The sequence below is a fragment of the Stenotrophomonas sp. STEN031 genome (genome assembly GCF_056759975.1).
Genome location: NZ_JBRREA010000047.1, coordinates 19,039 through 32,601, shown reverse-complemented (window position 1 = coordinate 32,601; position 13,563 = coordinate 19,039). Strand labels below are relative to the sequence as shown.

Annotated in this window: 13 protein-coding genes; 2 read left to right on the top strand and 11 right to left on the bottom strand. The window is 63.3% G+C overall.

Annotated features, from left to right (window positions below):
* Window positions 1-439 precede the first annotated feature (439 nt).
* From ACVOLQ_RS17360 to ACVOLQ_RS17335, 6 genes are all read right to left on the bottom strand, one after another.
* Window positions 440-754 (bottom strand): DUF736 domain-containing protein, encoded by a 315-nt coding sequence (locus ACVOLQ_RS17360; RefSeq protein ID WP_150360005.1) that lies wholly within the window; start codon window positions 752-754, stop codon window positions 440-442.
* 794 nt (window positions 755-1,548) lie between these two features.
* Entirely contained in the window at window positions 1,549-2,946 is a 1,398-nt protein-coding gene (locus ACVOLQ_RS17355; RefSeq protein ID WP_150359716.1) for a UvrD-helicase domain-containing protein, read from the bottom strand.
* Window positions 2,939-4,666, bottom strand: coding sequence for an ATP-dependent nuclease (locus tag ACVOLQ_RS17350; protein WP_150359715.1), 1,728 nt, complete (start codon window positions 4,664-4,666; stop codon window positions 2,939-2,941). The genes ACVOLQ_RS17355 and ACVOLQ_RS17350 overlap by 8 nt, the downstream gene beginning before the upstream one ends.
* A 264-nt stretch (window positions 4,667-4,930) precedes the next feature.
* Window positions 4,931-5,140 carry a hypothetical protein gene (locus tag ACVOLQ_RS17345; RefSeq protein WP_150359714.1) on the bottom strand — a complete coding sequence of 70 codons (210 nt, stop codon included), beginning with the start codon at window positions 5,138-5,140 and terminating at the stop codon, window positions 4,931-4,933.
* A gap of 62 nt (window positions 5,141-5,202) precedes the next feature.
* Window positions 5,203-7,272, bottom strand: coding sequence for a ParB/RepB/Spo0J family partition protein (locus tag ACVOLQ_RS17340; protein WP_150359713.1), 2,070 nt, complete (start codon window positions 7,270-7,272; stop codon window positions 5,203-5,205).
* Between the two features lie 80 nt (window positions 7,273-7,352).
* Complete coding sequence (locus tag ACVOLQ_RS17335; RefSeq protein WP_150360004.1) at window positions 7,353-8,180, bottom strand: DUF932 domain-containing protein; 828 nt, start codon at window positions 8,178-8,180, stop codon at window positions 7,353-7,355.
* A gap of 521 nt (window positions 8,181-8,701) precedes the next feature.
* Here ACVOLQ_RS17335 and ACVOLQ_RS17330 point away from each other — a divergent pair.
* Window positions 8,702-9,367, top strand: a complete 666-nt coding sequence (locus tag ACVOLQ_RS17330; protein WP_150359712.1) for a DUF6988 family protein — start codon at window positions 8,702-8,704, stop codon at window positions 9,365-9,367.
* Window positions 9,368-9,395: 28 nt separating this feature from the next.
* Here the strand turns inward: ACVOLQ_RS17330 and ACVOLQ_RS17325 are convergent, their stop codons facing one another.
* Together ACVOLQ_RS17325 and radC are read right to left on the bottom strand one after the other, a co-directional pair.
* Window positions 9,396-9,746 carry a DUF2958 domain-containing protein gene (locus ACVOLQ_RS17325; protein ID WP_150359711.1) on the bottom strand — a complete coding sequence of 117 codons (351 nt, stop codon included), beginning with the start codon at window positions 9,744-9,746 and terminating at the stop codon, window positions 9,396-9,398.
* Between the two features lie 276 nt (window positions 9,747-10,022).
* A complete protein-coding gene (gene radC / locus ACVOLQ_RS17320; protein WP_047289094.1) occupies window positions 10,023-10,532 on the bottom strand; it encodes a RadC family protein in 510 nt (169 codons plus the stop codon).
* A 415-nt stretch (window positions 10,533-10,947) separates the two neighbouring features.
* Here radC and ACVOLQ_RS17315 point away from each other — a divergent pair, with 415 nt between their 5' ends.
* On the top strand, window positions 10,948-11,325 hold the full coding sequence (locus ACVOLQ_RS17315) for a helix-turn-helix transcriptional regulator (RefSeq protein ID WP_150359710.1): 378 nt from the start codon (window positions 10,948-10,950) through the stop codon (window positions 11,323-11,325).
* A gap of 16 nt (window positions 11,326-11,341) precedes the next feature.
* Here the strand turns inward: ACVOLQ_RS17315 and ACVOLQ_RS17310 are convergent, their stop codons facing one another.
* The 3 genes from ACVOLQ_RS17310 to ACVOLQ_RS17300 are packed head-to-tail and all read right to left on the bottom strand — an operon-like array spanning window position 11,342 to window position 13,463.
* On the bottom strand, window positions 11,342-11,866 hold the full coding sequence (locus tag ACVOLQ_RS17310) for a helix-turn-helix transcriptional regulator (protein ID WP_150359709.1): 525 nt from the start codon (window positions 11,864-11,866) through the stop codon (window positions 11,342-11,344).
* 4 nt (window positions 11,867-11,870) lie between these two features.
* Window positions 11,871-12,146, bottom strand: a complete 276-nt coding sequence (locus ACVOLQ_RS17305; RefSeq protein WP_150359708.1) for a hypothetical protein — start codon at window positions 12,144-12,146, stop codon at window positions 11,871-11,873.
* Window positions 12,147-12,206: 60 nt separating this feature from the next.
* The gene (locus tag ACVOLQ_RS17300; RefSeq protein WP_150359707.1) at window positions 12,207-13,463 is read right to left on the bottom strand and encodes a tyrosine-type recombinase/integrase; all 1,257 of its coding nucleotides are present in this window, start codon (window positions 13,461-13,463) and stop codon (window positions 12,207-12,209) included.
* Window positions 13,464-13,563: the final 100 nt, after the last annotated feature.

Sequence of the window (13,563 nt, the reverse complement as noted above, 5' to 3'; positions counted from 1 at the left end):
ATTTGAAAGTGAACAGGAAAGTCAATGAAATCAACGATCTACCAACACCACCTCCGCGCCAGTGCTAGCTTTTCGTACCGTCACTTATTGCACTGAAAACGAGGAGACCCCGGTTCGGCGGTGTTCAAGGGGCGCCAAGTGCAGCGCGGCGGGGATGGGCCTTGCGCCGATCCCCTGGAGGCAAGCGTAGCGCGCAGCGCCACAGGCGCGAAGGCGTGAGGGATTGAAGCCGCATGGCCGTGACGACAAAGACGGCACGGGGCGCAGCCCGCAAAGCCCGGCGGCGTATCGCGCCGACACGCCATGCCCCGAGCGCAGGCACAGGCGCTCCTTCCCAGCATGGAGATGCGGCCCGCCAAAAGCCACTCCCTATCTTGACCGGGTATGGGACGTACTGACAGCGCAGCGCCCCGCCGGAGCGGGATGCTGCGGGCGGCGACTACGCCGCTTGGACCTTGCTGCGCGACCAGATCAAGTCGTGCGTGCCGCCCTCACCTTCGATCAGGCGGGCGTAGACCGGCGCCGGGAACGAAGGATCGTCGAGGGTCACGGACAGGTAGTCCCGCCCGGCTTCGCTGGTCTTGTTCCACGCCGCGCCGATGTCATGGCCGGCGGCCTGGAGGCGGAAGTCGGGGGCGTTCTCGCTGCTGCCCTTGTCGTTGGGAACCAGCTTGACCTTGACGTTGAGGGTCAGGGTGCGGAGCGTGCCGGTGAAGCCGTCTTTGTCTGCGGTGAAGGTACCGATGTTGGCCATGATGATTTCTCCTTTCGGTGGAACAAGGTTCGCGCCCATCGCGTCCTTGTTGTGATCCGGCCAGCGGGGGACGGGCTGGCTGCACCGCTTGCGGTCGAAACGCAGTGGAGAGCCGGGAGGCGAAAAGAATTTGCTGCGCGAGGAAGCCGCGCAGCGGCGGGGAAATTGTTTTCGCCGGACGGTTGCAGCCATGAAGCCCGAGGCGCAGCCGTGCCACCGCCAGGATTCACAACGAGACAAGGACGCCTTGGGCCGAACCGCTCCGAAAGGAGATGGGGCCGACTCGGCATCCCCGCCCGAAGGCTTCTCCGGCTCGCCCACTGACGCGGGCCAGGTCAACCACCCGACGACAGGCGAGAACGCCCCCGCCGCACCTTGTGGTGCCGCTCTTGAGGCGTGGCGTGGAAGCTCCATGGCGATGCCGGGCGGAATGTCCGTGAACCGTCCTTCGTGACGTGATGGGCAGGAACCGCCAGCGTTGAGGGCAGCACGCATCCGTGCAACCTGCTGCAGCAAGGGCCAGCGTGTTCGCCAGCACCCCGTCCATCGCAGCGTAGCGCTGGCCGCGCCGATCCGGCGCAGCCGGTTCGGCCGCATCGAGGGGCGCCAAGCATCGCGCGGCGGGGATAGCCCGCAGGGCTTTCCCCTGGAGGCAAGCGAAGCGCGCAGCGCCACAGGCGCGAAGGTGTGAGGGATTGAAGCCGGATGGCCGTGACGGCAAAGACAGCACGGGGCGCAGCCCGAAAGCACGGCGGCGCGAAGCGACGACACGCTCCGCTCGCGAATCTTCGCGACTAGATGCTGGGGACAGGAAGTTGGATGAACCGCTCCGGCGACGAAATCGTCAGTGATCGAGTAGCCCGAGAAATAGCTACATAAAAGAGCTTCGCCTGAGCCTGACGCTCATTGGCGAAGTGGGTAGCGTCAGGAATTACCACATGGTCGAATTCCAGCCCCTTCAATAGCAACGGGGTCGAGAGAGTGCGCTTGGGCAGCCTCCGGCCTGAGTTGCTGACTCGCTGGCGAATGCTGAGGGTCGCCGCTGCCATCGTCTCGGCTCGATCTGCTGCGACTTCGGTCGCTGCTCGTTCGGCATCGCGCCACAGTTCATTGCGGTAGAGCTTCCATCTTGGGCGTTTGCGGGCCAACGTAAACATCTGGGCGACGGCTTCCGCTCCATTGCCAGTGCCCAGGCTAGGCACCAAGTCCCGCATCGCCTGCTGAAGCGCCGCGTCCTCGGGATCAAGCGGCTCACCTTCCACAACCGGTTTTTTGTGGAAGCAGTCCTCAATGAGAGCGGTAAACGCTCGAAGTCTGCCAGCGCCATCAGTCGCCCGATCCCACGCGGATGCGAAATCTCGCAGTCGATTTGCGGCGATTTCCTCGATGGCTTGGTATCCACCATTCGCGGCTTTGGCCAGTCTGTAGCAGATAGTCTTGTTGCAATGGATGGCGGCGAAACTGCCATCCTTGCCATCGATGCCTTCGAACAGCGTTCCCATATCGAAGGCATCATCGGATTCACGATAGCTGATGCGAGGGTCGGCCAAGTCGATGGCTTCGCCACGCATGAGCTTCAATCGGGTCTCGGCGATCCACTGCCCGAGTTCGGGATTCTTGCCGGCCCAGCGGTGCGGTGTTTCAAGTGTCCCAGCAAACGGGAAGCAAGGATGGATCTCGTCGTCCCAGCTCAACGTCGCGCCGGCGAACTCGAAGATTCCCTGCATCGGGTCGCCGAAGATCAAAGTCGGCACGATGTTTGAGAGTTCGACCGCGAGTTGATGCTGCAAGCCGTGGCAGTCTTGATATTCGTCGATCAAGATGCGGTCGTAGGAGGCCGCAATGACTTCACGGACGGCCTTGACCCCGAGGGCGCACGTCGCGCCACGGTAGAGCTGATTCCATTGCTCGCCGGTTTGCGGCATGCCATCAGGCGGTTGAGCCACGCCGGGGAAAGCATGCGCGTAGCGCATGCACCATCCAGCGATGGTATCGACGGCGACGCGCACGTGAGGGATTCCCAAGCGCTTTATGCGCGCTCGAATGGCATGCACGCCCGCGTGCGTGTGGGTCAGGATCAGCGCGCGACCGCCCAAGGCTGCGACATTGGCAATGATCTCCGTTTTGCCATGCCCGGCAGGCGCCACCACTGCTGCGTTGCCCAAGGCGGAAAGTTCGGCGGCGTCAGGCATACAGCCATGCCTCGGCTTGGGTCAGGGTTGTCGCAAGGGGTGAGGCGGGATTTTCCGCAGCAATCCGCCAGACCATAGGCGCCAGGCCCCGACCGATCCTTTGATCTTTGAACCATTTTTTCCGGCCAGCCACCTCGGCAATTGCTTCTCGAAGCCGGGCACCATCCATTTCAGAAAAAAGCTCCCAGGCTGCAAAATTGCCTCTGATCGTTGCTATATCCAGGTCGGGGATTTTGATGTCGAGGTTGTTGTCGATGGCGTCGTCGCCGCGTTCTTCGCGTGCGTAGACCAGCAGCTCTTGAACCAGAGCATCGCTTGCCGCCGAGAAAATGGCCTGCTCGGTGTTGAGTCCACCGCCGTATTCAAAAATGGGAACATCAGCCGCCGCCAGCGCGGCCACAATGGCGGGGGACAAAACCGTATCTGAATCTCGATAGATTGCAGTCGTGTAGCCGAGGCCAGCGAGCGCAAGAGCCATTGATGATGCCTGTTCGCCATTACCGTCGGCGAGCGCAACTCCCAGTTGCTCAATCGGCCGATTGGCATGACGCGCTGGCCAGTTTTCCCGCAGACCAAGAAGAAGGCCAAGCTCCGTGTTTCCTTCAGTCACCAAGATCCGACGGGCGAACATTGCCCTGGGCGTAAAGCGCATCAGCGCACGGATGGAGTCAGGGGAATTCGGGTGAGCGATAGTGGCCGCTCGTCCTGGTCGGGATGTTTGGATCACGCGCAGACTGGTTGCGCCGGCCTCTCCAATTGCGACATCGGAGTGCGTGGTCATCAAGACTTGCCCTGCAGGCTTGCCTCCATCCTTTGCTTTGACTTGATCGGTTTTGAGTTGCGCAATCGCACCGATGATCCGGTGTGGCTCAAGCCCATGCTCGATTTCGTCGATCAGGACGATAGCCCCTTCAGAAATGGCGGATTTCTGGATTGCCAGGGTGGCGAGTCTTCGGGTGCCAAGGCCGGACAATCGAAGCGGCACTCCGCTGTCGTGGAGGGCGATAGAGCCCGAAGAAAGCCCGGATCGCCCAAGCTCCAAGCCGGGCTCATATGCGCCCTCGACATATGCGCCCAATCCTTTGGCAAACCCTTCGGCCAATTCGGCCGTGTCAGCTAACGCTTCGATGTCACCCAGATTGGCACTTGCTCGGGCAGCTCGATACGCGTCTGCGAGACGGGCTGCTGCTTCTTTGTTGTCCCCTGTCAGCCTAGCCAGAACCGATCCTTGGCCCCAAGCCAAATGCCGCGCGTCTTCACCGGCCAACCGAACAAGGCCGAACAGCGCACGGTCACGGTTAGACAACGTGCGGGGTTCCTCGCTCCGATCACATACGAGTTCCCAGACAGGCTCCATCGTGGCGTCAACGGTGAGGCGGACGGTCAACACGGGCTCATCATCATCTTCGGGTTCGTCGCGTAGCTGGCCAGCAGCCGTCCAGCCTCGGATGTAAAGGCCGAGTCGCTCATCCGATTTCAGAGACTTGGAAAGTTCACCGACTGTCGCCTCGATGACGATGGGGCTGGAGGTGTCGCAGGCGAGGAAGTCGGGCTCGGTGAACGAGAACCAGCGAGACGAGAGTGCCGCTTCGGCTGCATCGAGCAAGGTGGACTTGCCCGAGTCACCCGAGCCGATTAAGCAGCAAAAGGAAGAATCAGGCTTCCAGTCCAGCGCGGAGATGCCTCGGAAATTCGATATTTTGAGTTGTCGGATTTGCATGTATCCCCTTTCGATGCACGCCGGGTTGATTTCTATTTTTCAATTTGGAAATAGTATGTCAGGAGGCACATACCCCAGCGCTTTAAACGACAGTTGAGGGTAAACCCGTCATCCCCATTCCTGACTTCAACGTCTCCGCCTGAGTGTCAGCGAAGGCGGAGACGTGGTATTCGGCTTTAACACCGGGCGCGGCCACTGCCGCGCCCGGATTTTGAAGTTCACCGCGCCCAGGACGGAACGACCTGGGCGCGGTGCTGATCGCGGTTATTCCTTCGTCTCGATGAGCCACCACACGGCACGCGGCAAGGCGCAGCCCGTGATGGGATGAATGTCGGTGAGGTCGGCGCAAGCCGACCAGCCCGAGGGCGGGTGGTAGCCGCGCACGTCGCCATCGCCGTGCCAGCGGCGGGCGCGTACCGTGCCGGGGGCGTAGATCGCCGCCATGCGCGGGCTGCTGGTGGTGGTGCGGGTCATGAGGGCTTCTCCTTTCGGCGAAACGCCCCGGTCGAGGCCGGGGCGCTTGCCTTCGACGCGGGTCAAGCGGCCAGTGCCTCGGCGGGTTCATCCGCCATTGCTTCGGCATCGTCCGGGGCGTCCTGCTCCGGGCCTGCCTCCTGCGCGCTTTCCTTCACTGCCTGCTGCGGGCCTTCGGCCTTGAAGATGGCAGGCATCCAGCCCGTGCCATCGGCCAGCCGCTCGGCTTCGCTGGCAATGTCGGCCTTCTTCAACTTCACCAGTAGGGAAACCTGATTGGGCGCGTATTCGCCCACGGCTTGCAGAACTGCCGCCTTCGGAACGTGCTTGAAATAGCCTTCGGCAGTCGGCTGCCACCATGCGGCCATGTCGAGGCCCACGGCCTGCGCCAGTTCCGCGCCGGGCTGGTGCGGCGTGGCGCGGGGCGTCACCACGTCCACCGTGGAAGCCACGCACACGGCCAGCAGCCTCACCAGTTCGTCTTGCGACTTCGCCAGCAGCGCGGCGAACAGTTCGGCGTTGTCCTTCGGCAAGGCTTCGCCCGCCACCTGTTGCAGTTCGCGCAGCGCCACGGCGGCGGGCGATTCCGGCCAGTCCGGGGCCATGCCTTCCAGCCGGTCTTGCACTTTCAGGCTCACGCCCAGCGGCAAAGAATCACGGTTGAGGCCGTAGCGGCGTTCTTGCAAGACGGTCTGCACCATGCCATGCACCACAGCAGCCAGCGCAGCTTGCGGATGCCGTGCGACTTCGATTTGCAGCGCGGCGGTGCGGTGCGCGCTCAGGCGCTGCGCCAGCCGGTCAGACATGGCGGCGCTCTTGGATTGCTCGTCGTCCTCGCCTTCGTCGTCGTTCTCGGCTTCGCCTTCGCTGCCGAATCCTTGGCGCAGCCGTTCCAGCGTGCGCAGCGCCTTGGCCTCGGCCTCGCGCAGCAGGCCGCGATGGATCACGGCCTCGCCGTTGCGGTCGATGGTGACGATGGCACCGGCTGCGGCCTTCACGTTCGCGCCGTAGTCCTGCAAGCCATCTTCCAGCGCCTGCAACTGCTCGCCCAGGGTTTCGCCTTCCTCCTGCAAGGCGTCGGCCTTTTCTTCGTCGTCGGCGTCCATCGCGGCGTCCACGGCTTCACCGATGGCCCGCATTTTCTCTTGCAGCTTTTCGATGCGCTGCGCTTCGCGCTTGTTCGGCTCGCGCCGTTCCCTCGGCGCACGCTGGAAGGCGTGCAGATCGGCATGGGTCACGCCCGGCGTGGCACCCACCCACGCCCAACCCTCGGCGCGGACAGCGGCGGCGATGCGTGCCAGCTTGTCTTGCGCCAGCCGTTCCAGCAGCGCGGCGTCGTTGAGGTACACGCCCGCATCGCCTTCCGCGAACAGGTCGCGGCGGATGCCGCCGCCTGCGGCTTCGTAGCCGTCCAGCCCGACGAAGCGCACCAGCGGATGCCGGTAAGCGTCGATTTCGCGCTCGGTGAGGCGTTCGCGCAGCGCGGACGGTTGGCGCTGCCACTGCGGGGCATCGTAGAACGCAGTTTCCTGCGCGGCGTGGTCGTCGGTAACGGACAAGGCCATCAACTGATCGAGCGTGACGGCATCGGCCCGATAGTCCGCCATCAGGCGCGGCGAGACATTCGCCAGCTTCAAGCGACGCTGCACCACCAGCGGCGTAACGCTGAAATCCGCCGCAATGTCCTCGATGGGTCGGCCTTCGGCCACCAGCGCCGCGAAGGCTTCAAACTGGTCTGCCGGGTGCATGGCTTCGCGCTGCACGTTCTCGGTGAGGCTGGCCGTGCGGGCCGTGCCATCGGCCACCAGCAGGCAAGGCACCTCCCATTCCTTGCTGATGCGGTGCTTCTTCGCCAGCAGCTTGAGCGCTGCAAGGCGACGGCCACCGGCCACCACCTCGTAATGCTCGCCATCACTGGCGGGAATCACGATCAGGTTTTGCAGCAAGCCCACGCGCTGGATGCTCGCGGCCAGCTCGGGGATGGACATGCGCGGGGTCTTGCGCACGTTGCGGCCGGTGGGGCGCAGCACCAGCCGCGACAGCGGAACCAGAATCAGGTTTTTCGTGGGGTCGGCAGCTTCCAGCACAGGGACTTGGATGGCGCGGGCTTCGGTTTGGGTGATGGCGTTCATGGTGATAACTCCTTGCGGTTAGGAAATGCAGCAGCGAAGAAAGCGGCAAGGGCCGCTGCCTGCCCCTGCCGCGTGGGGATTCAGGCTTTCAACTGGCGCAGGCCGTCGGCCAGCATCCAAAGGGCGCGATTGAGGCGCACATCGGAATCAATGCCCTGCACGGGTCGGGTTTGCTGGCGGCGTCCGTTGGCGCTGCGGCCATGCAATCCGCCCTTGGTCAAGTTCTCCTGTGTGCGGTTGAATACGCTCCACAGGTCGGGGCGGCGGTCGTCGAACCGGCGCGGCATCAGGATTTGCGATTCGGTGATGGGCGCGGGCTTGTCCGGGTCGTCGTACTTCAACGCCAGCGCAGCGCGGGCGAACACTTCGGATTCGCCATCGTCCAAAGTGATGCTGCGCATCAGGTCGCGCGATTCCTTCACGCGCTCGAAGCCGCTCAACACCTCGAAAGCACCTTCGATGACGGAACCGGCCACGTCGCCTTTGTGGGGCACGCGCACATCAGCCACTGTGTCACCACACACAAGGCCGTTGCTGCACACGAAGCGGAACATTCCGGCCAGCATCTGATAGCTGCTGGTGCCGTCGTGCGAGTTCAGCAGCACGATTTCGCTAGCCTCCGCGCCGTTGATCTGGCTGGCGTGGCGCAGGCGCAGCATGTGTTTCGTGTGCTCGCGCTTGCCTTCATCGCGCACACTGGTCTGCGTCACCATGAAGGGCTGGAAGCCTTCTTTGCGAAGCTCGGTCAGAACGGCGGCGGTGGGGATGTAGCTGTATCGTTCGGAACGGCTCTCATGCGGGGCGTCCGCGAAAATGGACGGGGCCACCCTGCGAATCTGGTCATCGGACAGCGGGGAGTCGCTGCGCAGCGACGGGGAGCGGGAAGCGAAACGGGATGCGATTTGCATGTCTTTCTCCTGAACAAAAAGGCTGTTGAAGAAAACCGCACACCGGATTCCTAGATTCGGAGCCCAGCCTTTCGGCTGTTCGGTGCGGTCGGCACGAGGAACCCGGTTGGCCCTGTTGCCACCGTCTTTCCTGAGTTCATCGCCCGCGACGGTCAGGAGCGCGCGAACGGGTGCCGTCAAGGAGGCAAGCGCAGGGTTGGTGCGGCCCGCAGGCGCAGCCGAGGACACGGCCCTGCGCGCCTTGACGGCACACGGGCGCGGGCTACAGTCGCGGTGGAGGTGATGAAGTCAGGGGAGACGGCTGGACATGGCAACGGCCTTCCCTGTCTGCCGAATCGCACGGCAAGCGAAGCGCGCAGGCCCGAAGCTGGAAGCCGGGCCGGAGGCGTCAGCCGAGCGGAGCGAGGGAACGATGGAAGCCCGAAGGGGCGAGACACCGCAGGCGGCTCGATGCGCAGCACGACAGCGCGACCGGCCATGTCTGCTTGGCCGGGGACGCACGACTGTCCTACCATCCCCCTATGGAGGAAACCATCATCAACAACGACCCGTTGGAGCACATGCTTCACCGCTCCAATGCCTTGCACGAACGGCTGGATGAATTGCTGGGCAATGCCGAGTTCGATGGATCGCCCCGTGGCGAATCTGCCCTCGGCATGTGCTTGGTGGCTATGGAACATGCGGCGGCAATGCGAGCGTTGATGTCGCTGCGACTGCCCACGTCTGCCGTCGGCCTCATGCGCCTGCAGTTCGAGGCCATGACACGGGCAATGTGGCTGCTCTACGCAGCTAGCGACGCAGCGATCGACAAGTTGCTGGCGCCACTGACGCAGCAGAGCGAACAGGCAGCCAAGAATTTGCCTGGCGCCAGCGAAATGATTGAGCAGATCGGCAAGCGAGTCGGACAAGGCGCGCCGGCAGCCGCGCACCAGATGCTGTTGCACTTCAAGGATGTGACCTGGCACGGCATGAACTCATTCGTGCATGGCGGCATTCATCCGCTTCGGCGCAGTGTCGACGGCTTCCCGGTCGATCTTGCGCTGCAAGTGCTGCGCAGCTCGAACGGTCTGACGACCATGACCGGCATGACGATGGCTGTCCTCACCGGCGATGAAGCCGTGACCAAGCCCGTGAGCAAGATCCAGCCGGCATTCGCCGACTGCCTGCCGGATCTGCTGAAACCTTGAACGGGGCATCTTGCGACGCCCCGCGCAATCACTGAACGATTCGCCCAGCCAGGCGCGCATCGCGCGCATAGGCGCTCAACCGCTTTTCGGCCCGGAAAGACAGGTCACGTTCGATTGGCAGGCCCAGCCCGCCGCGCACGGCCGCCAGTTCGCCCAGGCTGACCCAGCCGATTTCCGGCATCCCCAGGCCCAGGTCGCAAAGACCAAAGGCGTGGTCGTGGTCGTCGGGATCAATCTCGGTCAGCAGCCAGGTCGCGCCGGCATCCGGCGTGAACAGCTTGACCACGGGCGCCGGATCGAAGTCCGGGTTCTCCAGTGATTTGCAGCCATTGGCCAGCAGCACGACGCGCTGCTCGTCAGTGATGAGTGCGTTGTTCATGGTGAACTCCTGAAAGGTTGCCGGGCGGAGTTGCCCGACCCTTCCGGGGCACGGCGCAGCGCAAGCAGTCAGGGGTCAACGACGGCCGCCAGGACGCAAGCGCCATCGGCGCGCAGCCCTTGACGGCGAGCACGCCGTGGCACGATGAAGGGAACAGCAAGACCGCCTCCCTTGCACCTTCACGTTCCCCGGTTCTCGGCAAGCGAAGCGCGCAGGCCCGCGCGGGCCGGAGTTGCGCCACCGGACGCAGCAAAAAGGGGGCCGAAGCCCCCTTGGTCAGATCAGGCCGCGTTCGGCGAATGATGTGGTGTTGCCGCCCGCGACGATGATGTGATCCAGAATGCGAACGTCCACAAGTGCCAGCGCCTCCTTGAGCCGCTGGGTCAGTGCCCTGTCGGCCGCGCTCGGCTCAGGATTCCCGCTCGGGTGGTTGTGCGAAACGATGACCGCCGCCGCATTGAGCCGCAGCGCCTGCTTGACCACTTCGCGCGGATACACCGATGCGCTATCGATGGTGCCTCGAAACATCTCGGCATATTCGATCAAGCAATGGTGCGTATCCAGGAACAGCACGGCGAACACCTCGTGCTCGAACCCAGCCAGCTTGGCGCGCAGGTACTCCTTGACCGCCACCGGCGAACTGAATGACGCACCGCGCTGCATCTTGTGCTCGATAGCCTGGCGCGCGGCCTCCAGAATCTGGTCAGTCGTCGCCAGCAGGTAGCGGCCCTGCGCATCACGCACCATCAGTGAGGTATCGAACGAGGAAAAAGACAGTTGCGACATGATCGTGCTCCGGTTGCTTGGGCGGAATTGCCCGGAACCGTCGCCAGCACGGCGCAGCGCAAGCAGTCAGGGGTCGCAGACGGCCGCCAGGACGCAAGCGCGCACAAGCGCGCGCCGCCCTTGACGGCGAGAACGCCGTGATATGGTGAAGGGAACAGCAAGACCGCCCACACCCCGCCCACTGCACACACCCGCCGTTGAGCAAGCGCAGCGCGCAGGCCCAACAGGGCCGAAGGCGTCAGGGATCAAAGCCGGATGGCCGCGATTCGGCACGAAGCGCGGGGCGCAGCCCGCGAACCCGACGGCGGTACGCCGGGACGCAACATCCAAGTACCACATCGAACCCGCTCCACTACGCCGCAGCAAGTTGTCCCGATAGGTATTGAACTTCACCATGTCTCCATGCAGCAGAACCATGGAGTCCGAGGTGGAACAGCTATCGCAAGCCCCCAATACCGCCGGCACCGATGTCGGCCTCCCCTTGCCAGGAACGGATGCCTACGAGGCTTTGCCGCAATTTCCAACGCGCAGTGTCCTTCCCTTCCGTCGCACCATTCGCCGGCAGGAACTGCGGCAGATCGTTCCCCTCGCCGAAACGACGATCTACGAAATGGAGCGTCGCGGTGAGTTCCCACGTCGCTTCAACCTGACACCACGCTGCGTGGTATGGGACTTGGCAGAAGTGGAAGCCTGGGTCGAAGAACGAAAGCAGGCTCCGCGCGCCGGCGTATCGAAACCGGATGTCCACTTACGAAAAACCCGCCCTGTCCGGGCGGGTTCGAGCGAGGCATAAGGCCAAGCAGCGGCGCTCATCCAATCAAAACCTCCAGTGCCTTGGATGTCGAGCGCGGCAATCGCTGCCCCTCCTTTGCCACGTTGACCTGCAAGGCCACCCGCGCCACCTCCAGCACGTCTTTGGCCAACGAGTAGCTGCCCTTGGCCTGCAACCACGCCAATACGTCCGCCAAATGCCAGATCGACGCGCTGCCTTCATGCACCGGCGCCGGAAAGCTGCCCGGATGCGCCAGCATCAGCTTGCGCATGTTCTGCCGCGACACGCCAACAATGTCGGCCACGTCAGTCAGACCCACCAGATCCGGCGCTACTTCGATCAATCGCGCGGTCGGTGCGGCGCCGCGCACATCGGCCAGCGCGCTACGCACGGCCTCGTCCGCATCCGCTGCCTCGCGGGTGAACTCTAGCGCCAACCGACCCGGCTGCCCAATGCCGATCAAGGCATCGTCGCAGCCGGCTTCGCCCAGGCGCTCCACCAGTGCATCCGTATCGCGGTCGTCGTCGGCGAGCTGGTATTTCAGAATGAAGGTGTATTCCATCGCGCTACTCCTTGGCACCATCATCAGCGTCGCGCTGCGGCCGGTGCGTGATGCAGTTGTCCACGACGCGCCGCAAGGCGCGCGCGTGGTTGCCGGGATTTTTCGGCGTGCTCCATACGCTGGTGATGCAGAACTCGCCGCAGCGACATTCTTCATCGTTGTAAGGGCAATACATCCGCCCCCAAGCGTGGCTGCCGCCGACTTCGACGCGCCAGCCCTGCCCTTCGGCATGCCTGAGAGCTTCCTCGACATCTTTCTTCGGATGAGGGGAACGAGCCATCAATGATCTCCAGTATGGGGATGAGTTGCTTGGTTGTCAAGTGACAACCAAGCAACTGTTTCAGGCTATCGCGCTCAACGCCGGCACCACCACGTTCGCCGGTAACAGCTTCGGCACGTACGTCTGCCCACCGCCCCAGGCATCGACGAGGTTGGCCCACTCTTGCAGCATGTGGCGCCGCTGCTCGGCGTACTCGGCCTTGTTGTAAACCGAGCGCGAGGAACGCCCGTCCTCGTGCGCCAGGCACTTCTCGATCCAGTCTCGGTTGAAGCCGATTTCGTTCAACAGCGTCGAGCCGGTCCGGCGCAGGTCATGGACGGTGAAGGGTTGCAGCGGCAGTCCCTTGGTCTTTGCCGCCTCCACCACGAGCCCCGTGACGCGATTCAAAGTGGCGTTGGACATGCACCGCTCTGCGTCATAGCGAGACGGAAAAACGAACCTTGATCCCGCCGCGCAGGCGTGCAACGTCACGAAGATGTCGAGCGTCTGGCGCGATAGATAGACCATGTGCGGGTTGCGCCCCTTCATCCGCTGCTTAGGAATCGTCCAGGTCTTGCTCTCGAAATCGACCTCATCCCAGGTGGCGTGGATCAGTTCGCTCTTGCGTACCAGCGTCAGCAGGATCAAGCGCAGCGCCAGCTTGATGGTCGGATAGGTCGCCACCGATTCCATCTGCTGCATGAACAGCCGGATCTCCAGCGGAGACAAGGCACGATCTTTCGGCACAAAGGTGGCGATCGAGGCCGCGCCCACGCTGTCGGCGGGGTTATCCACCTTCTCACCGTGGGCGATGGCGTAGATGTAGACCTGCTTCACGATGTCCCGAATCTGTACCGCCGTCGCCGGCGCCCCACGCTCCTTGACCTTGTTGCACAAGGCCCGCAGGTCTTCGGCCTGGATTTCGGTCAGCAGGCGATTCTGGAAGACCGGCAGGATGTCCCGGTCGATGATGTGCTTGCGCATGGCGCGGGTGCTGTCGGCCAGCCTTGCGTTGGCCAGCCACGTCTCCATCGCCGCGCCGAAGGTCTTGATGGCGACCACCCGGCGTTTCTCACGCTGCTTTTCCAGCGCGGGCGAGACACCCTTGAGAACGGCTTTGCGCGCGTCCAGCAGCAGTTCGCGCGCCATTGCCAGCGAGATGCCACCAGGGCCATAGCGTCCGAGGGTCAGTGTCTCGCGGCGGCCGTGGAGCCGGTAGTCGTAGCGGAACGTGATCGTTCCGCCAGGCGATACCGTCACGTACATCCCGTCTCGGTCAGAAGTCTTATAAATCTTGGACTTAGGCTTGAAATTACGTAGTGCGGCGTCGGTCAGCATCGAGGTTTCCTCCGGCATGTGACGGATTTACCGTCAGGTTTTACCGTCAGGGACCTGGAGACCTGCTGATGCCCGGAAAGCCCCATGAAACAAGCTTTCC